This window comes from Curtobacterium sp. MCBD17_003, assembly GCF_003234885.2.
In the GTDB taxonomy this organism is placed as follows: Bacteria; Actinomycetota; Actinomycetes; order Actinomycetales; family Microbacteriaceae; genus Curtobacterium.
Map to the genome: position 1 here is coordinate 2,487,612 of NZ_CP126275.1, position 19,449 is coordinate 2,507,060.

At 71.9% G+C, this 19,449-nt stretch carries 16 protein-coding genes; 3 read left to right on the top strand and 13 right to left on the bottom strand.

The window, feature by feature from the left end; all coding sequences use genetic code 11:
- Positions 1–48 precede the first annotated feature (48 nt).
- The 4 genes from DEI88_RS11750 to DEI88_RS11765 all read right to left on the bottom strand — a co-directional run bounded on the left by DEI88_RS11750 (position 49) and on the right by DEI88_RS11765 (position 4,901).
- Positions 49–2,052, bottom strand: coding sequence for an APC family permease (locus tag DEI88_RS11750; protein WP_258374910.1), 2,004 nt, complete (start codon positions 2,050–2,052; stop codon positions 49–51).
- A gap of 54 nt (positions 2,053–2,106) precedes the next feature.
- On the bottom strand, positions 2,107–2,940 hold the full coding sequence (locus tag DEI88_RS11755; protein WP_111071271.1) for an ABC transporter permease: 834 nt from the start codon (positions 2,938–2,940) through the stop codon (positions 2,107–2,109).
- Positions 2,937–4,019: an ATP-binding cassette domain-containing protein gene (locus tag DEI88_RS11760; RefSeq protein ID WP_111071270.1), complete on the bottom strand. Its 1,083-nt coding sequence runs from the start codon at positions 4,017–4,019 to the stop codon at positions 2,937–2,939. The genes DEI88_RS11755 and DEI88_RS11760 overlap by 4 nt, the downstream gene beginning before the upstream one ends.
- Before the next feature lie 69 nt (positions 4,020–4,088).
- Complete coding sequence (locus DEI88_RS11765; protein WP_111071269.1) at positions 4,089–4,901, bottom strand: hypothetical protein; 813 nt, start codon at positions 4,899–4,901, stop codon at positions 4,089–4,091.
- A 218-nt stretch (positions 4,902–5,119) separates the two neighbouring features.
- On the opposite strand from DEI88_RS11765, the gene DEI88_RS11770 reads away from it, so the two are divergent.
- Together DEI88_RS11770 and DEI88_RS11775 are read left to right on the top strand one after the other, a co-directional pair.
- Complete coding sequence (locus DEI88_RS11770; protein WP_111071268.1) at positions 5,120–6,553, top strand: purine-cytosine permease family protein; 1,434 nt, start codon at positions 5,120–5,122, stop codon at positions 6,551–6,553.
- Positions 6,550–7,248, top strand: coding sequence for a nucleoside deaminase (locus tag DEI88_RS11775; protein WP_111037579.1), 699 nt, complete (start codon positions 6,550–6,552; stop codon positions 7,246–7,248). The genes DEI88_RS11770 and DEI88_RS11775 overlap by 4 nt, the downstream gene beginning before the upstream one ends.
- Before the next feature lie 1,106 nt (positions 7,249–8,354).
- On the opposite strand, the gene DEI88_RS11780 is transcribed toward DEI88_RS11775, so the two are convergent.
- From DEI88_RS11780 to DEI88_RS11790, 3 genes are all read right to left on the bottom strand, one after another.
- Positions 8,355–8,768, bottom strand: a complete 414-nt coding sequence (locus tag DEI88_RS11780) for a DUF3054 domain-containing protein (RefSeq protein ID WP_111027714.1) — start codon at positions 8,766–8,768, stop codon at positions 8,355–8,357.
- Between the two features lie 85 nt (positions 8,769–8,853).
- The gene (locus DEI88_RS11785) at positions 8,854–9,507 is read right to left on the bottom strand and encodes a spermidine/putrescine ABC transporter substrate-binding protein (protein WP_181441161.1); all 654 of its coding nucleotides are present in this window, start codon (positions 9,505–9,507) and stop codon (positions 8,854–8,856) included.
- A gap of 106 nt (positions 9,508–9,613) precedes the next feature.
- Positions 9,614–10,519, bottom strand: coding sequence for a DUF3097 domain-containing protein (locus DEI88_RS11790; RefSeq protein ID WP_258370181.1), 906 nt, complete (start codon positions 10,517–10,519; stop codon positions 9,614–9,616).
- Positions 10,520–10,614: 95 nt separating this feature from the next.
- On the opposite strand from DEI88_RS11790, the gene DEI88_RS11795 reads away from it, so the two are divergent.
- Entirely contained in the window at positions 10,615–11,664 is a 1,050-nt protein-coding gene (locus DEI88_RS11795; RefSeq protein ID WP_111013615.1) for a zinc-binding dehydrogenase, read from the top strand.
- Between the two features lie 137 nt (positions 11,665–11,801).
- Here the strand turns inward: DEI88_RS11795 and DEI88_RS11800 are convergent, their stop codons facing one another.
- The 6 genes from DEI88_RS11800 to DEI88_RS11825 form a co-directional block, all read right to left on the bottom strand.
- Entirely contained in the window at positions 11,802–12,566 is a 765-nt protein-coding gene (locus DEI88_RS11800) for a methyltransferase domain-containing protein (RefSeq protein ID WP_258370182.1), read from the bottom strand.
- Positions 12,563–13,693 carry a type III polyketide synthase gene (locus tag DEI88_RS11805; protein ID WP_111011574.1) on the bottom strand — a complete coding sequence of 377 codons (1,131 nt, stop codon included), beginning with the start codon at positions 13,691–13,693 and terminating at the stop codon, positions 12,563–12,565. The genes DEI88_RS11800 and DEI88_RS11805 overlap by 4 nt, the downstream gene beginning before the upstream one ends.
- A gap of 154 nt (positions 13,694–13,847) precedes the next feature.
- The gene (gatB, locus tag DEI88_RS11810) at positions 13,848–15,347 is read right to left on the bottom strand and encodes an Asp-tRNA(Asn)/Glu-tRNA(Gln) amidotransferase subunit GatB (RefSeq protein WP_111013616.1); all 1,500 of its coding nucleotides are present in this window, start codon (positions 15,345–15,347) and stop codon (positions 13,848–13,850) included.
- Positions 15,347–16,870: an Asp-tRNA(Asn)/Glu-tRNA(Gln) amidotransferase subunit GatA gene (gatA, locus tag DEI88_RS11815; RefSeq protein ID WP_111013685.1), complete on the bottom strand. Its 1,524-nt coding sequence runs from the start codon at positions 16,868–16,870 to the stop codon at positions 15,347–15,349. The genes gatB and gatA overlap by 1 nt, the downstream gene beginning before the upstream one ends.
- Before the next feature lie 17 nt (positions 16,871–16,887).
- On the bottom strand, positions 16,888–17,187 hold the full coding sequence (gene gatC, locus DEI88_RS11820) for an Asp-tRNA(Asn)/Glu-tRNA(Gln) amidotransferase subunit GatC (protein ID WP_111011576.1): 300 nt from the start codon (positions 17,185–17,187) through the stop codon (positions 16,888–16,890).
- A gap of 72 nt (positions 17,188–17,259) precedes the next feature.
- A complete protein-coding gene (locus DEI88_RS11825; protein ID WP_111013617.1) occupies positions 17,260–19,449 on the bottom strand; it encodes a transglycosylase domain-containing protein in 2,190 nt (729 codons plus the stop codon).

Consider the following 19,449-nt stretch of genomic DNA (forward strand, 5'->3'; position numbering starts at 1 on the left):
CTTCCTGAGTTGCGCACCGCGGGCGATGGTGAGCACCCGCGCTGCGCCTCAGGACACGTGAACGACGGGACGGCGGGCGACGTCCGGCTCGGCCTCGCGGAGCACCTCGCGCGTGACCGGTGCGACCTCGCCTGCGCCGGTGAACAGGAAGCGCACCATGTTGCGGATGGGGCTGCCCTCGGTCCACGCGAAGTAGATGCTCGGCACGACGCCGGTGAGGTCGCGGACGGCGAGGAGCGTCGACGCGATCGTGTTGGGGACGGTGCCCGAACGCACGCGGAGGATCCGGAAGCCGTGCTTGACGACGCCCTCGATCTTGAGGTCCTCCTCGAAGTCCGACGAGTCCGCCGGGTACACCTCGAGGAAGATCGTCGGGACGCGCGCGGGGATGCCGCTCGACCGACGCTCGATCTTGCCCTTGGTCCGGTACTCCTCGGCGCTCCCGTCGTCCGGCTCGTTCGCGATGATGCACACCTGCCCGAACTGGTCGGCATCGGCCACGACGAACTGCTGCGCGACGGCGTCGAGCTCGATCGACGATGCCCGGAGCTCGAACGACCGGCGCACCCGCGAGAGCAGCGACACGACGACGATCGCCAGGATGAACACCGCCGCGATCCGCACGCCGTCGGGGCGTTCGATGACGTTCGCCACGGTGGTGTAGCCGAACACGAGCGTGATGACGCCGAACGCGATGGTCCGGCCCCGCTGCCGCTTCCGCCGTGCCGACAGGGTCACGGCGACCGATGCACTCGTGATGAGCACGAGCACCCCCGTGGCGTAGGCACCACCCTGGGCGTCGACGTCCGCGTTGAAGATCAGGGTGATGGCGAACGCGATGAGCGTGAAGATGAGCACGAGCGGCCGGACGGCTCGCGCCCATTGCGGTGCCATCCCGTAGCGCGGCAGGAACCGCGGAACGAGGTTGAGCAGGCCCGCCATCGCGCTCGCGCCCGCGAACCACAGGATCGCGATGGTGGAGGCGTCGTACACGCTCCCGAAGACGCTCCCGAGGTACTCGTGAGCCAGGAAGGCGAGCGCTCGGCCGTTGGCCTCACCGCCCGGCTGGAACTCCTTCTGCGGGATGAGGAACGTGGTGACGACGCTCGACAGGATGAGGAACGAGCTCATGATGAGCGCGGCAGTGGTGAGGAGGCGCCGGGTCCCCCGGATCCGCCCCTCCGGGCGCTTCCCCGGCACGTCCCCGTTCCCGCCGTCCACCTGTGGCATGACCGACACCCCGGTCTCGAACCCGGACAGACCGAGCGCGAGCTTCGGGAACACGAGCAACGCGATCCCGATCATCGCGAGTGGATCGGCGTGCTGTGCGGTCAGTCCCGACCACCAGTCCGTCGCCAGGGAGGGACGGCTCAGCACGTGCACGAGCGCCACGGCGACCACGACGAGGTTGAGGACGAGGTACACGGACACGAGCACCACGGCGATGCCGATCGCCTCGCGGAACCCGCGGAGGAACACGACGCCGAGCAGGGCGATGAGTGCGAGCGTCAGGGGCACGGGGATGTCGGTGAACCAGTGCGGCGTGTAGGGGTTCTCGGCGAGGTGTGCTGTGGCGTCCGCCGCCGACAGCGTGATCGTGATCATGAAGTCCGTCACGGCGAACCCGAGCAGGACGAGGACGAGGAGCTTGCCCGCCCACCACGGCAGGAGCTTCTCGAGCATGGCGATCGACCCGGCTCCGCGGAAGCTGTCCTGCGCGACCCGTCGGTACACCGGGAGCGCGCCGAACAGCGTGACGAGCACGAGCACCACCGTCGCGATCGGCGACAGGAGGCCCGCGGCGAGCGCCGCGATGGCCGGCTGGTACCCCAGGGTGGAGAAGTAGTCGACGCCCGTGAGGCACATCACGCGCCACCACGAGTGGGTGCGCTCCACCTCGACCTGGTGGGGGCCCTCGTGGGCGCCCGAGCTCTCGGCGCCCTGCAACATCCAGCGCCGCAGGCGGGTGCTCCGGTCGAGCCGCGGCTCGGTGGCGTCGTGGTCCGCTGCTCCGGGACCCGGCAGGGAGGGGCGGGGGTCGGTCGTCGTCATGGCGCGAGCAGCCTATTCTGCGGGCGGCGTCCCCGCCTGGGGAAGCGCAGCGACCTACCGCTTGCTGATCGAGGCGTACTTCCGCACGCTCCAGGGGACGAACACGACGAGCAGCACCACGATGCCGACGAGCACCGTGGCGACCGGGTGCTGCATGGTCCAGACGTCGGGAACGGGACTGCTCCCCACGTTGCCGAACAGTTGCCGGACGGCCTGCACGAGCGACGACACCGGGTTCCACTCGGCGAACACCCGCAGCACCAGCGGCAGGGTGTCGCTCGGCACGAACGCGTTCGAGATGAACGTGATGGGGAACAGGATCATGAAGGAGGCGTTGTTGATCACCTCGGGCGACCGGACGCTCATGCCGAGCAGCGCCATCACCCAGCTGAACGCGTAGCTGAACGCGAGGAGCAGGACGAGGCCGGCGACGAACTCCCCCGGCGACGAGTGCACCCGCCAGCCGACCGCCAGGCCCGTGAGCATCATGATCAGGACCGAGATCCCGTTGAGGACGAGGTCCCCGTTGGTCCGCCCGACGAGCACGGCGGACGGACTCATCGGCAGGGTCCGGAACCGGTCGATGATCCCCTCCTTCAGGTCCTGGGCCATGCTGTAGCCCGAGAACGTGGCGCCGAACACCACGGTCTGCGCGAAGATCCCGGCCATGAGGAACTGCGTGTAGTCGGTACCACGCACGGCGATCGCCCCGCCGTACACCTGGCTGAACAGCAACACGAACATGATCGGCTGCAGCACCGCGAACACGAGCATGTCCGGGGAGCGGCGGATCTTGAGGAGGTTGCGCCGGGTCACGGTCCAGCCGTCGTTGCACCATGCCGCGACGCGACCGTCGCGCACGACGGGGAGCTGCGCAGTCGCGGTCATCGCCGTGCCGTCCCCGACGAGGCCGGGATCTCCGGCGTCGACGCCGCACGGTCCTCCGGCCGGGGAGGCCCGGTCACCGTGGTCGCGTCCGTCGCGGTGGTCGGGTCCCCGGCGTCGGCATCGGGTTCCGTCGTCGCGGCGTGCCCGGTGAGGCGCAGGAACACGTCGTCGAGCGTGGGACGTCGCATCCCCGCGTCGTGGAGGTCCACCCCCGCCTCGGCGAGCTCGGCCAGGGCGGCGCGGAGCGCCGACGGGCCCGACCGCACGGCGACCGAGAGGGTCCGGCCGTCCCCACCGATCTCGACGGATCCGTCCCCGTGCCGCTCGAGCACTGCCGCCGCGGCCGCCCGGTCGTCCGCCGACACGAGCGTGACCACCACGCGGTGCCCGCCCACACGGCTCTTCAACTCGTCCGCCGTCCCCTGGGCGATCACCCGGCCGCCGTCGATCACGGCGATGTCGTCGGCGAGCCGGTCCGCTTCCTCCAAGTACTGCGTCGTCAGGAGCACCGTGGTGCCCTCGGCGACGAGGCCCTCGATGACGTCCCAGAGCCCGAGGCGGCTCCGCGGGTCGAGGCCGGTCGTCGGCTCGTCGAGGAACAGCACCGGGGGCTTCGCCACGAGCGCGCCGGCGAGGTCGATCCGCCGGCGCATCCCGCCCGAGAACCCCTTGACGGGCCGGTCGCCGGCCTCGGTCAACCCGAACGCCTCGATGAGCTCCCGCGCACGACGACGCGAAGCCGACCGCCCCAGGTGGTACAGCCGCCCGATCATGTCGAGGTTCTCGAACCCCGTCAGGTTCTCGTCCACGGCCGCGTACTGACCCGACACCCCGATGCGCCGTCGGATGCGCTGGGGCTCCGTGACGACATCGGTCCCCGCGATCGTCGCGCGTCCGGAGTCCGGGCGCGTGAGGGTCGTCAGGACCTTGACGGCGGTCGTCTTGCCCGCGCCGTTCGGGCCGAGCAACGCGGTGACGCTGCCCTCGGGCACGGCGAGGTCGAGCCCCGCCAGGGCATGGACCGGCCCGGTCTTCGCGCGGTAGGTCTTCGTCAGCCCGACGGCTTCGATGAACGGCACGGCGACTCCTTCGACGCGTGTTCCCGGTGTTCCTCGTGTGCGGCCGCGCGACCGGTGCGGCCGATGACCTCAGACGTCGAACCCGCCGAGGTCCTGGTCGAATCCTCCACCCCAGTCGGACCCCGCGTCGAGGCCCGATCCGGAGTCCCAGCCCGCGGCCTCGTAGCCGCCGCCGTCCGCGCCGACGTCGGTGCCGTCCGCCCCGCTGCCGTCACCCCCGTCGTCCGCCCCACTCGCGTCGACCGGCTCACCGAACATGCCGGGCTCGGGCAGGAAGGCGCTCATGATCGTCGACCCGATGACGTAGCCCGCGACGGAGCCGAGGAGCGAGGCACCGAGCATGCTCCCGAAACCGGACCCGGACCTCCCGTACCCGCCGAACCCGCCGCCGAACGCGCTCGCACCGCCGTACGCGCCGCGACCCCCGTACCCACCGCCCCAACCGCCGAGCGACCGCTCGAGGGTGCCCGGTTGCCGGATCTCCGACCGCGTCGCAGCCTGCGCGAGTGAGCGGGGGTCGTCGGCGCGAGGAGCCTCACCGGCGGGCGCGGTGCGCGACAACTCGTCGAACACCATGCGTCGCTGCTCGGGTGTCAACCGGGCGAAGGCCTCGGCGTGGACGTCCTCGATGCGTTCGGGCGGTGCCGTACGCAGGAGGTAGCGGTAGCGCTCCACCGCGAGTTCGTCCTCGCTCGGGGGCGTCGACGATCCCGCGGAGGCGGTACGCGCAGCACCCGGCGGCACGTCGTACGACTGCTGACCGTAGCGGTAGCCCGCGGCGGACTGCTGCCCGTACGGGTCGGCGTTCGTCGGCCATGCCTGTCGGCCGCCGCCCGGCTGCGATCGGTCCTCGCGCCCGAGCAGTCGATCGAGGAATCCCATGGTGTGCCTTCCGTTCGTGTGACGCCGAGCAGAGCCCGTCGGGGCGTCCGACACTACGGCGACGGCCGCCGTGTCCGCTGTACACGTGCTCAGAGTCGACCGGAGAGCGCTGGGAGCATGCTGGGAACCGGCGACGGCCTCGCGCCGCCGTGTAAAGAGCGTGTGACGAACCGGCCATCACGACCCCGGCCGGCCGCGGGCGCTCGTAGGCTTCCTCGGTGACCACCACTGCACCGTCCCCCGTGCACGCCCGCCCGAGCCGCGTCGAACCCGGCGGCATCGAGGCCATCCCCGCTTCCGCCCGTCACGGCTCCCCGTGGCAGCTCGCGGCCACCTGGACCGCGCCGAACCTCGAGTTCGCCACGATCTACGTCGGCGTCATCGCGGTGCTGTTCTTCGGGCTCGACTTCCGCTGGGCGATGATCGCCCTCATCCTCGGCAACGCACTCGGGTCGCTGACACAGGGCATCCTGTCGACGTGGGGGCCGCGTGAGGGTCTCGCACAGCTCGTGCTGAGCCGCACCGCGTTCGGGTTCCTCGGCAACATCCTGCCGGCGGGCATCAACACGATCATGGCCGGCCTGGGCTGGTTCGCCACGAACTCGGTCTCCGGCGCGCTGGCGCTGTCGACCCTCACCGGCATGAGCACGTGGCTCGCGCTGATCATCGTCGTGGTGCTCGAGGTCGCCGTGGCGTTCGTCGGCCACGACCTCGTGCAGGTGTTCGAGCGCTACGCGTCGTACATCCTCGGGATCATCTTCCTCATCGCGACGATCGTGATCTTCTCCCACGCCCACCTCGAGTACACCCCGAAGGGCGGGGGTTACTCCTTCGCCGGCTTCACCCTCACCGTGAGCGCGGCGTTCGGTTACGCCGCCGGCTGGAACCCCTACGCGTCCGACTACACCCGGTACCTGCCCGCCAGCGCGTCCCGCCGCACCGCCGGCTGGGCCGCGGGCATCGGCGACTTCGTGTCGTGCACCGTCCTCATGGCGGCGGGCGCGGCAGCCGTCACCATCGGTGGGTTCGACCCGGGCGACCCGACCGGGTCGTTCACGTCGAGCCTCCCGGTCGTGATCCGCGACCTGACGCTCATCGCGATCGCCGTCGGCGCCATCGCCGCCAACTCGCTCAACATCTACTCCGGCGCGATGTCGTTCCTCGCCGCGGGCGTTCGCATCCGGTTCGGACTGCGTCGGGCCATCGTCGCCGTCGGGTTCGGCATCATCGGGTTCTTCGTCGCGCTCTGGGCCCTGCCCGACGCCGGCGAGAAGTACGAGAACTTCCTCCTCGTCATCGCCTACTGGATCGCGCCGTGGCTCGGGGTCGTGTTCGCGGACCGGATCCTGCGTCGCGGCACGTCCATCGCGCAGTTCATCCCCGACCGCGTCCGGTACCGCAACTGGGCGGGCATCACCGCGTTCCTCGTCGGCGGCGTGCTGTCCGTGTGGTTGTTCTCGAACCAGACGTTCTACGAAGGTCCCGTCGCCAAGGCGACCCCGGTCGGCGACCTCACCCCGCTCGTCGGGTTCGTCGTCGCGTTCGTGGCGTACTTCCTGCTGTTCCGCGTCGCGAAGCCGGCCGTCGGCGGTCCGCTCGCCGAGGCGTCCGACACCGTCATCGGCGTCGACGGCGCGGACGACGTCGCATGACCGACGTCGAGGAGCCGGCCGAGTCGCGGGAGCCGGCCGAGCCGCAGGAGCCGACCGTGCGGCATCCCGGTGGTGATCCCAGGGACCCGGTGACGGGCCTCCCGGCCGAGGGAGCGAGCGGCGACGCGGCCCCGTCGGCGGTCCCCGGTGGATCGGTGCAGGACGCGGCAGCGGCGTCCGGCCTCGGTGCCGTGGCGGACGACCCGGCCACCGCGGCGGGCCCGGAACCGGTCGGCGCCGGGCCGCGCTTCACGACCGCCGAGGAGCAGCTGGCCGTCGCCCGCGCCGAGGCGGAGCAGGGGCTCGTCGAGGGCGGGATCCCGATCGGCGCCGCGCTGTTCGCCGCCGACGGCACCCTGCTCGGCAGCGGCCACAACCGGCGCGTGCAGGACGACGACGCGTCGATGCACGCCGAGACGAACGCGTTCCGCAACGCCGGACGGCAGCCCGGCTACTCGGGCACGACGATGGTCACGACGCTGTCGCCCTGCTGGTACTGCTCGGGCCTCGTCAAGCAGTTCGGCATCTCCCGCGTCGTGATCGGTGAGGCGGAGACGTTCTCCGGCGGTCACGACTGGCTGCGGGAGCAGGGCGTCGAGGTCACGATCCTGGACGACCCGGACCTCGTCGCCATGATGCGCACGTTCATCGCCGAGGAGCCGACGCTCTGGAACGAGGACATCGGGGTCGAGTAGCGGCGGCGCGCGGACGCGGGCGTTGTCGCGGCCCAACGCGGGTGCGGCGGGCGAGCGCGTGGGCGGCGGGCGCGGGTACGCGCGGCAGGCGGCAGACGCGGGCGCGAGGCGGCAGGCTCCAGGCGCGCGCGGCCGGCGGCAGGCGGCAGACGCGGGCGCGAGGCGGCAGGCTCCAGGCGCGCGCGGCCGGCGGCAGGCGGCAGGCGCGGGCGCGAGGCGGCAGGCGCCAGGCGCGCGCGGCGGGCGGTCGGCAGCGCGGGCGCGGTCCCGAGAGGACGGCTTGCGCCCCCCGCCCCCGGTCCGTTCCAGGCCGCACCGGTGTCCCCCGCTCTGCCCGTACCGCGGCGGTCGACAACGCAGGAACACCGAGCCGGGAGGCACGGCACACCCCCGCCGCGCACCAGGACTCCTGAATTGTCACCCCCGCCCTGGAGGCCCCACCTCCGCCGCCACGGCCGCACAGCCGCGAATGCCAGCCCCGGCCCAGAACCTCGCGGCCGAGGCCGCGCCTCGCCTGCAACTCGCGCCTCGCGCACGGAGTCCACCTCGCCCCGCGTCAGACCCCACCGGTCGACAACGCAGGAACACCGAGCCGGGAGGCACGGCACACCCCCGCCGCGCACCAGGACTCCTGAATTGTCACCCCCGGCCCTGGAGGCCCCACCTCCGCCGCCACGGCCGCACAGCCGCGAATCCCAGCCCCGGCCCAGAACCTCGCGGCCGAGGCCGCGCCTCGCCTGCAACTCGCGCCTGGCGCACGGAGTCCACCTCGCCCCGCGTCAGACCCCACCGGTCGACAACGCAGGAACACCGAGCCGGGAGGCATGGCACACCCCCGCCGCGCACCAGGACTCCTGAATTGTCACCGCTGGTCACTCGTCGCCGCGCTGGCTCTGGGCGCCGCTGCTTCGGGGCGCCGCTGCTTCGGGGCGCCGCTGGTCAGCGGTCGCCGCTGGTGCGGGGCGCGGCGCCGCTGGTCAGCGGTCGCCGCTGCTTCGGGGCGCCGCTGGTCATCGGGCGCCGGCAGGCGGACCGCCGCGCCGCGCCGCACCGCATCGCGGACAGCTCACGCTGCGAGCCGCCGCCGACGCGCTGTGAATCGCCGCTCAGGCGTGCGCGACGGCCGCGCCACGGCGCTCGCCCCGCCGCACGATCGGCCCGACGATCGCGCGCCAGCCGAGCAGGAACACCCCGAGGACCACACTGGCCACGATGAAGAACGACACGGGCAACGGATTCCCGTGCTCGACGCCCTGCCCCGCGGTGACCCGGATCGCCATGCCGACGAGCACGGTGAGGATCCAGGCCACGACACCGGTCGGCCACAGCGCCAGCGGCCGGGACCACGCCCCGCTCGTGACGTAGGCGATCGCCCAGCCCGCGAGGAACGGGTAGGCCGTGATCCACAGCGTCACGGGCGTGGCCCCCTCGCCGTGCGAGAGCCGTCCGATGAGCGCGAAGACGACGACGAGGACGACGTCGATCACGGCCGCGAGCCAGCCGAAGGTGCGTGTGGTCACGAAGCCATTGTCGCGCACCGACTCGTGCACCGACACCGAGCGGCGGTCGGCACCCCCATCCGTGCCGGCCCGAAGACAGCCACGATCAGAACAGGCCGCCGCGCGGGGGCGTGCCCGGTACGTCGAGCCCGCGGAACATGTCGGACACCAGGGCCTCGATCTGCGGTTCCACCAGGCGCTCGATGGCCTCGGCGATGCGGTCGCGGTGTTCCACGAGCGCGAGGCACACCGCCGTCCCGGTGGCCCGAGCGCACTCGTCCGACAGCGCGATCTCGTGGTGCAGCGCGGCCTTGGCCTCGTCCGACAGGGGTTCCCGTGGCGACGTCGCCTGGGCTCCGGTGCCGGCGAGTTCGGCGAGCGTGAACAGGAACGGCGAGCCGGGCTCGGGTTCCGGGTCGACGTCGAGACCCTGGAACTCCGGCGACAGTCCGTCGGCCGGCTGGTACCCCGCGGACCGCTTCCGTGCGTCGGAGCGGTCGAGTTCACGCTTGAGCAGCGGCAGGTTCTTGGCCGTGTAGTCGTCCACGGCGTCGTCGATGATGGTCGAGACCCGACCGATCAGCGCGTGCTGGACCGGATGCGGCACGTCCGGACCGAACCCCGCCGCGGTCGCGATCGGGGACCCCACGCAGCGCCGGCAGATGCGCGTCCGTGGCCGGGCCGACCCGATCTGCCACCGCGGCAACCAGCGGAGCCAGACGTCGACCGCGGTCCGCACGCGCCCGTCGATCCCGTCCACCCCTCAAGGGTACGGTCGGGAGGCCCGGTGCGCCCCCGTCCCGCACCGAACGGTGCAGAACCCATCTCTGTGCAGGACCGCAGCGCGAGCCTGCGAGCCCGCAGGATCAAGCTGCTTCAGTGACGAAGTCGATCAACTCCTCGACCCGGCCGAGCAACGCCGGCTCCAGGTCGGCGTACGTCCGCACCTGCCCGAGGATCCGCTGCCACGCGTGCGCGATGTCCGCCTGGGACTCGTGGGGCCACCCGAGCGCGTCGCAGATGCCGTGCTTCCACTCGATCGACCGCGGGATCGTCGGCCACTCGCGCAGTCCGAGTCGCGCCGGCTTCACCGACTGCCACACGTCCACGTAGGGGTGCCCCACCACGAGGACGTGCCGACCCCACTTGCCCCGCATCACGGCGTCGGCGAACCGAGACTCCTTCGACCCGGGCACGAGGTGGTCGACGAGGACCCCGACGCGGCGTCCACGCTCGGGCCGGAACTCCTCGAGGACGTCGGCGAGGTTGTCCACCCCCGACAGGTACTCGACGACGACACCCTCGATCCGGAGGTCCGCCCCCCACACCTTCTCGACGAGTTCCGCGTCGTGGCGGCCCTCCACCATGATCCGGGAGGGCAGGGCGACCCGCGCCCGCTGTGGTCCCACCGCGAAGCTGCCGGAGGCGGTGCGCGCCCGACCGTCGGCGGTCCCGATGCCGGGCGCCGCGCCTCCCGGCCGGTTCGCGGCGCGCCCGCCGATCGGCGCGGCGGGACGCCCGAGCCGCACGAGCTCCCCCTCGAGCAGGAACTGCCCCGTCGCGGGGAACGAGCGCGTGCGCCCCTTCCAGTCCTCGAGCTCGACGAGACCGGCCTCGAGCCGGACGACCGCGCCGGCCCACCCCGACGCGGGGTCCTCGAGCACCATGTCCCGTTCGAGCGGGACCTCCCGCACCGTCTTCCGTCCCTGTGCTCGCCAGTCCCCGGCGAGCACGTCGGAGCCGTAGCGGTCGTCGCCGGATCCCGATTGCACCCGCCGAGGGTAACGTCGAGGCATCCCCTCCCCGGCCCGGCGGCGCGGTGCGTCGTGGTGCCGGGAGCATCCACCCCACCCCGAGAGGCCACCCCATGCGTGCCACCGTCATCCACGCCGCCCGCGACATCCGCGTCGAGGACCGCGACGACCCCACCATCATCGAGCCGGGCGACGTCGTCGTCCGGGTCGTCGCCGCCTGCGTCTGCGGTTCCGACCTCTGGCCGTACCGCGGCGTCCGCCCGGTCGAGCCGCACACGATCGGCCACGAGTTCGTGGGCACCGTCACCGAGGTCGGCGACGCGGTCACGACCATCGCCCCCGGCGACTTCGTCATCGCGCCGTTCACGACGAACGACGGGACCTGCCAGGCGTGCCGCCACGGCATCACGTCGAGCTGCGAACACGGTTCGGTGTTCGGCGGCAAGCAGGACCCCTACGGCCACCCGATGGGTGGCGCCCAGGCCGAGATCGTGCGGGTCCCCGACGCGGAGGCGACCCTCGTGGTCGTCCCCGGCCCCGTCGACGACGCACTCGTGCCCTCGCTCCTCACGCTCTCGGACGTCTTCTCGACCGGGCACCACGCCGCGGTCTCCGCTGGGGTCGGCCCCGGCAAGACGGTCGTGGTGGTCGGCGACGGCGCGGTCGGCCTGTGCGCCGTGCTCGCGGCTGCCCGGCTCGGCGCCGACCACATCATCGCGATGAGCCGCCACGAGGACCGCCAGCGGATCGCGCGCGAGTTCGGTGCGACGGACATCGTCGCCACCCGCGGTGACGAGGGCATCGACGAGGTCCGCGCCCTGCTCGGCGGCGAGCTCGCCGACTGCGCCCTGGAGGCCGTGGGCACCAAGGAGAGCATGGACCAGGCGCTGCGCGTGGTGCGGCCCGGCGGCGCCGTCGGGTACGTCGGCGTGCCGGCGGGTGGCCCGGAGCTCCCGATGTCGTTCCTGTTCGGCAAGAACATCACCGTCGCCGGTGGGGTCGCCCCGGTGCGCGCCTACCTGCCGGAGCTGCTGCCCGACGTGCTCTCACGCGCCGTCGACCCGGGGCGCGTGTTCGACCTGGAACTGCCCCTCGAGGAGGCCGCCGAGGCCTACGCGGCGATGGACGAGCGCCGCGCCGTCAAGGTGCTGCTCCGCCCGTAGCGGCGGTGCGTGGGCCGGGAGCGCGGGCGGTGGTCAGCCGCCCGGCCCACGCGACGCGGCGGTGACGCCGACGCCGCGCTCGTCGCGTTCCGCCGCTCGTCGCGCTCGTCGCTCGTCGCTCGTCGCGCTCGTCGCGCTCAGGCGTCGTGCACGGCGAGCAGGCGATGGGGTGCCGCTTCGACCACGTGCCACGGCGTCCCCTCGGGCAGGACGCCGCGCAACTCGCCCGCGGTGTAGCTCCGACGGATCGAGCGCAGCCCGTCGACGCGGACGAAGGTCCCGGCGGCCACCGGTACGACCCCGAGCGCGTACGCCCGGTAGGCCGCCGCCGAGCGTCGGATGTCGCTGTGCACGACCCGGCGCGTCGCGAGCGTCACCGAGTCCGCGAGGAACGCCGCCCGTGCCGCATCGTCGAGGTGGTGCAGGACGTGGTTCGACACCACCACGTCGAACCGCTCCCCCGCCGCGACGAGGTCCTCGCTCGACGCCCGCCGGAAGACCACGCCGTCGGTGGTCGTCCGCTCCGCCGCCCGGATCGCCCGGGGGTCGGGGTCGATGCCGACGACCTCGACGCGATGTCCGGAGGCGTGCGCCCACCTCGCGATCGAGCGCGCCACGTCGCCGCCGCCGCATCCGAGGTCGAGCACGCGCGCGGGCCGCTCGACCGGGAGGACCGGCCGCACGAACCGCCGCCAGACCCCGCGCCAGCCGCCGACGAGCGGATTGACGATCGCGAAGCGCCGGAAGGTCCGGTCGAGGGCACGAGGGTCGCATGCGGGGTCGTCCATGACCTCGGCGAGGTCCGTCGCTCGGACGCTGAGGTCCGGACGCAGGGGCTCGCCGAAGACGCGCGCGCCCCGCCGGTGCTGCAGATCCGGGCCTGTCCCGACCGCCGCGTTCACGCTCGCACGACCTCGAGCGCTGCCGTCTCCACCGTCAGTCCCGGGCCGAACGCGAGGGCGACGACGCGGCTGCCGGGCTCCGCCCCGTCCTGCAGGATGCGGTCGAGCACGAACAAGACGGTGCCGCTCGACATGTTCCCGTGCTCGGCCAGCACGCGACGGGAGGCGTCGATCGCCATCGCGGGCAGCTGCAGTTCGTCCTCGACCCGGTCGAGGATGGCCCGGCCGCCCGGATGCACCGCCCAGAGCGGTACCGACGTCGCGTCGTCACACTCGATCGCCGCGAGGACCGGCGCCACGGCTTCTGCCACGTGCTGCTCGATGAGGTGGGGCACGGCCGAGGACAACACCATCTCGAAGCCCTCGTCGCCGATGTTCCACGCCATGTCGCCGGCTCCCTCCGGGATCACCGACGACGCGAACGCGTCGAGCCGCAGGGCCAGGGGCGCGTCGGGGTCCGGCTCCGCGGTGAACCGCGCGTCCGGGAGGTCCGGTGTCACGACCGCCGCGGCCGCTCCGTCACCGAACACGCTGTTGGCGACGATCTGGTCCGGGTCGTCGGAGGCCCGGATGTGCAGGGTGCACAGCTCCGCGCACACGACGAGCACGACGGCGTCGGGGTCCTCGGCGCAGAACGCCGCCGCGGTCCGGAGTGCCGGGAACGCGGCGTAGCAGCCCATGAACCCGATGTGGTGGCGGAACACCCCCGGTCGCATGCCGAGTTCCGTCGCCACGGCGAGGTCCGGGCCCGGCTGCGTGAACCCGGTGCAGGACACCGTGACGACGTGGGTGACCTGGTCGGCCGCGATGTCCGCCTTCGAGAGCGCGTCGGCGGCAGCGGCGACGAACAACGGGAGCGCGGTCTCGCGGTAGCGGTCGTTGCGGAACCGGGTCGACGGTGAGCGGATGACGCCGTGCTCATCGACGAAGTCGCTCGCGCCCTCGTGGAGGAGTTCGGAGAGCACGGTGTGCCGCTGGTCGACCGCCGAGGCACCGAACGCAGCCCCGACGATGCGCTGTCCGAGCCGACTCAACGCCGGCTGCGCCGCGAACAGCCCCTGCACCGCCCGCTGGTCGAGGGTGGTGGGCGGGACGGCCGTACCGACGGCGCGGATGATTGCGGGCACGATTCATCCTGCCACCGGCCCCCGCGCACCGCCCAGGCACGATGCACCCCGTGGTCGCCATGCGATCCGGGAACGTCGGATCGGGACTGACCACGGGGTCACGCCTCGTGGCGGCGGGACGACGATCTCGGCCGTACCGCCGGGCAGCGCGAGGTCAGGCCTGCGCGCGCTCCAACACCAGCTCACGGACACGGGCGGCGTCCGCCTGGCCCTTCATCGCCTTCATGACGGCGCCGATGATCGCACCGGCGGCCTGCACCTTGCCGTCGCGGATCTTGCCCAGGACGTCCGGCTGGGCACCGAGCGCCTGGTCGATCGCGGCGATGAGCGCGGTGTCGTCCGACACGACCTTCAGGCCGCGGGACTCGACGACCTCGGCCGGCGACCCCTCGCCGGCGATGACGCCCTCGAGCACCTGACGGGCGAGCCGGTCCGTGAGGTCCCCGGTGTCGACGAGCGCGATGAGTTCGGCCACCTGTGTGGGCGACACGAGATCGGCCGGAGCGGCGTCCTGGGCGTTGGCGATGCGGCTGATCTCGCCCGTCCACCACTTCCGGGCGGACTGCGGTTGCGCGCCGGCGGCGACGGTCTCCTCCACCTCGACGAGCAGACCGCCGTTCACGACGTCCTGGAACTCCAGGTCCGCGAACCCCCATTCGGCCTTGAGACGCCGACGGCGCGCCGCCGGGGCTTCCGGAAGGGCCGCGCGGAGTTCCTCGATGAGCTCGGGCGCGGGCACCACGGGCAGCAGATCGGGCTCGGGGAAGTAGCGGTAGTCGTCGGCGTCGGACTTCGGACGCCCCGCCGAGGTACGGCCGGTGTCCTCGTGCCAGTGACGGGTCTCTTGCGTGATCGTCCCGCCGTTGGCGAGGATCGCGGCCTGCCGCTGGATCTCGTAGCGCACCGCACGCTCGACCGCGCGGAACGAGTTGACGTTCTTCGTCTCGGTGCGCGTCCCCAGGCGCTCCTGCCCGCGGGGGCGCAGCGACACGTTCGCGTCGCACCGCAGGTTCCCGCGCTCCATCCGCGCCTCGGACACCCCGAGCGCCCGGACGACGTCGCGGATGGTCTGCACGTAGGCGGCACCGAGCTCGGGCGCGCGGTGCTCCGCCCCGAAGATGGGACGCGTGACGATCTCGACGAGCGGCACGCCCGCTCGGTTGTAGTCGACCAGGGAGTACTCGGCGCCCTGGATGCGGCCCGTGGCCCCACCGACGTGCGTCAGCTTGCCGGCGTCCTCTTCCATGTGGGCACGCTCGATCGGCACCGTGAACATGGTGCCGTCGGCGAGCTCGACCTCGACCGACCCGTCGAACGCGATGGGCTCGTCGTACTGGGAGATCTGGTAGTTCTTCGCCAGGTCCGGGTAGAAGTAGTTCTTCCGGGCGAAGCGCGAGGACTCGGCGATCGAGCAGCCGAGCGCCAGACCGAGGCTGATCGAGTAGCGGATGGCCTGCTCGTTCACGACCGGGAGCGACCCGGGCAGCCCGAGGTCGACCGGCGTGATGTTGGTGTTCGGCTCGCCGCCGAAGAAGTTCGGCGCGTCGGAGAACATCTTGGTCTTCGTCGCGAGCTCGACGTGGACCTCGAACCCGAGCACGGGCTCGAAGCGCTCGATCGCCTCGTCGAAGTCCATGAGTGCGTCCTTGGCCATCAGATCACGCCTTCTTCCGCTGCCGACTGCTGAGTCTCGTCGAGGTCGGGGACCTGCGAGATGAGGGTGCGCCCCCACGAGTCCTCGAGCAGACGCTCGAGCGCCGCGCCGTACCGGTAGAGGCGGGCGTCCTGACGCGCGGGTGCCATGAGCTGCACGCCCGTGGGCAGGCCGTCCTCGGGTGCCAACCCCATGGGGATGCTCATGCCCGGGATCCCGGCGAGGTTCGCGGGGATCGTCGTGAGGTCGTTGAGGTACATCGCGAGCGGGTCGTCGATCTTCTCGCCGAGGGGGAACGCCGTGGTGGGCGCACTGGGGCTGACGAGCAGGTCGACCTGTTCGAAGGCGCGGTCGAAGTCACGCTGCACGAGCGTGCGGACCTTCTGCGCGCTGCCGTAGTACGCGTCGTAGTAGCCGGCGCTCAGGGCGTACGTGCCGAGGATGATGCGGCGCTTGACCTCCGGACCGAAGCCGGCCTCGCGCGTTGCCGCCATGACGTCCTCGACCGTGCCACCGGCCGCGGGCGTGACGCGCATGCCGAACCGGACCGAGTCGAACTTGGCGAGGTTCGACGAGGCCTCGGCCGGGAGGATCAGGTAGTACGCGCTGATCGCGTACGCGAAGCTCGGCGCGTCGATCTCGACCACCGTGGCCCCTGCCGACTCGAGCAGGGCGACGGTCTCGGTGAAGCGCTGCGTGACGCCGGCCTGGAAGCCGTCGCCACCGAGCTCCTTCACGACGCCGATCCGGACCCCGGCCAGGGTGCCGTCCTGGAGACCGGAGCGAGCGGCGTCCGCGAAGGACGGCCAGGCGTCGGTGAGGGACGTCGAGTCGCGCGGGTCGTGTCCGCCGATGACGTCGTGCACGAGCGCGGCGTCGAGCACCGTCCGTGACACGGGCCCCACCTGGTCCAGTGAGGACGCGAGCGCGATCGCACCGTAGCGGCTCACGCCGCCGTACGTCGGCTTGACACCGACCGTTCCGGTCACCGCACCCGGCTGGCGGATCGATCCACCCGTGTCGCTGCCGAGCGCGACCGGTGCCTCGTACGCGGCGACGGCCGCTGCGGAGCCGCCCCCCGAGCCTCCCGGGATGCGGTCGAGGTCCCACGGGTTGCGCGTGGGACCGTACGCCGAGAACTCGGTCGACGATCCCATGGCGAACTCGTCCATGTTGGTCTTGCCGAGCGGGACCATGCCCGCCTGGCGGAGCCGGGCGACCACTGTGGCGTCGTACGGCGGCACCCAGCCTTCGAGGATCCGCGAGCCGGAGGTCGTGGGCATGTCCTGCGTGCAGAGGACGTCCTTGATGGCGACGGGCACCCCGGCGAGCGGGCCGAGGGCGTCACCCGCGGCGCGTCGAGCGTCCACGGCCTGGGCCACGGCGAGCGCGGACTCGTTGACGTGGAGGAACGCGTGCACGTCGGTGTCGACGGCGGCGATGCGGTCCAGGTGGGCCTGGGTGACCTCGACGCTCGACAGGTCACGGGCGACGAGCGCGTCGGCGAGCGCCGCCGCGGTCATCCCGGTGATCTCGGCGCTCACTGTTCCTCTCCCAGGATCGCGGTGACCCGGAACCGGGAGCCGTCGGAGTCCGGCGCACCCGCGAGGGCCTGCTCCTGCGTCAGCGTCTGGCCGACCTCGTCCGGTCGGAACACGTTCTGCAGCGGGATCGGGTGACTGGTCGAGGGCACGTCGGGCGTCGCGACCTCGCTCACCTTGGCGACGCTCTCGACGATCTGCGAGAGCTCCCCGGTCAGGCGGCTGATCTCGTCCGGCGTGAGTGCGATGCGTGCGAGGTGCGCCAGATGCGCGACCTGCTCGCTCGTGATGTCAGGCATGGTGCTCCGTCGATCGGTTCGTGGGATGCCGACCAGTCTAGAGCGGCGGCGTCCGCCGACCGGGCCGCCGGGTCACTTGCCGGTGGACGGGGCCGGGATCGTCGCCGTGGTGGAGGACGAGCCGGACCGGGCGGTCGACTTCGCGGAGGTCGACCCGACCATCGTGGGGTCGGGCGTCGGCAGGGCATCGCCGCCGTACTTCTGGTCGAGCGTCGTCATCATGGTCCGGCCGACGCCGAACTTGGCGCTGTAGCCGGTGGTCCCGGCGAGCATCGGGACGTTCGCGAGCCCGACGGCCCCCTTCACGTTGCCGATCCAGGTCGCGTTCGTGTACTTCGTCGTCGAGGTGACGAGCCAGTTCTGCACGTCGGCGTCGGTCGTGCCGGTCTTGGCGAACTTCGGGGTGCTGTCGCCGGGGTTCGCCGAGGCCGCGGTGCCGCTGCCCTGCAGGACGCCCTGCAACGCGTAGTCGACCGTGGCGGCGACCTGCGCGGAGACACCGCGGGTGCACGTCGTCGGGGTCGGCGCGATCGACTTGCCGTTCGCCTGCGTCACCTTGTCGATCGCGACCGGCGTGCAGAACACCCCGCCGTTCGCGAACCCGGCGTAGGCGCTCGCCAGGGTGAGCGGCGAGAGCTCGTTGACGCCGAGGATCATCGACGGCCCCTCGAACAGTCCGCTCGCACCGTTCGCCTTGTGGATGCCCATCGCCTCGGCGAGCTTCGCGATCTGGCACAGGTCGAGCTGCTTGCCCATCGCGGCGAACGCGGTGTTGATCGACTCCGCCGTCGCGAGCATGACGCTCATCGACGCTGGGACCGCCTCGGCGTTCGCGACGGACCAGGGGGCACCCGCGATGTTCTCGCACGTGTTCGTGAACTCCGCGGTCGGGTAGGTGTGCTCCGTCGTGTTCACGTACTGGTTCAAGGTGTGCCCGGACGCGAGCCACTCGGCGAGCGTGAACACCTTGAACGTGGAGCCCGTCTGGAACCCGGTGGAACCGCCGTACGCCTGGTCGGTGCTGTAGTTCACCGAGGTCGAGCCCGGAGGCGCCGCATCCGACTGGTTGAAGCTCGTGTTCTGCACCATCGACAGCACGCGACCCGTCCCGGGCTGGATGGTGACGTTCGAACCACCGATGTGGACGTAGGTCATCGTCGACGGCACGTAGGTCGAGAGCGCGGACTGCGCCGTCGCCTGCAGATCCAGGTCGAGCGACGTGTAGATCTTCAGGCCCTTGGTGTCGAGGGTGGTGATCCGGTCGGCCTCGGTGGTGCCGAAGGCGCTGTCGTGGAGCACGACGTTCCGCACGTAGTCGCAGAAGTACCCCGCGTCGTACTGGACCGCCGCGGCGCACCCGTTCGTCGTCGCGGTGATCTTCGGCGTGATCGGGGCCGCGATCGCCGCGTCGCGCTGCTGCTTCGTGATGTCGTGGTGCACGTACATGCGCTTGAGCACGTAGTCGCGGCGCGCCTTGGTGAGCGCGTACCCGTTCGCCGAGCCGTTGTCCGTGTCGGCCGGCTCGTCGATCCGGAGGTTCGCCGGGTTGTTGAGGATCGCGACGAGCGTCGCCGACTGCTCCAGGTTCAACTGCGCGGCCGTGACCCCGAAGTAGTACTCGGCACCGGCCTCCACGCCGTACACACGACCGCCGAGCCCGACGATGTTGAGGTACCCCGTGAGGATCTGTGACTTCGAGTACTTCTTGTTCACGGCGATCGCGTACCGCATCTCCTGCAGCTTCCGCTGCGGGGACACCTCGGTGACGTGCTGGTAGCAGGAGTCGATCTTCGACTGCGTCCCGAGCTGCTCGCACTGCTGGACGAGGACGTTCTTGACGTACTGCTGGGTGATCGACGACCCGCCCTGGACGTCCTTGCCGAGGGCGGTCGACGCCGCACCACGGAGCGTGCCGACGACGTCGATCCCGCCCTCGGTGGCGAACCGCGGGTCCTCGGTGTCGATCGCGGCCTGCTTCACCGTGGTGGCGATCGCCGAGTCCTTGACGATCACGCGGTTCTCCGCGAAGAACGACGCGATCGCGACGTCCTGGCCGCCCTTCTTGGCGTAGATCGTCGAGACCTGCTGCGGCGTCGAGATGTCGAGGTAGCTCGGCAGGTCCTCGAAGAACTCGGCCGCCGACGACACCCCCTGCCCGGCGAGCGCGACGCCCGGCGTGACCGCGACGGCGACGAGGACGCCTGCCACGACCGCCATGACGACGAAGAGGAGGAACGCTCCAGGCCACCGCACGACACGCAT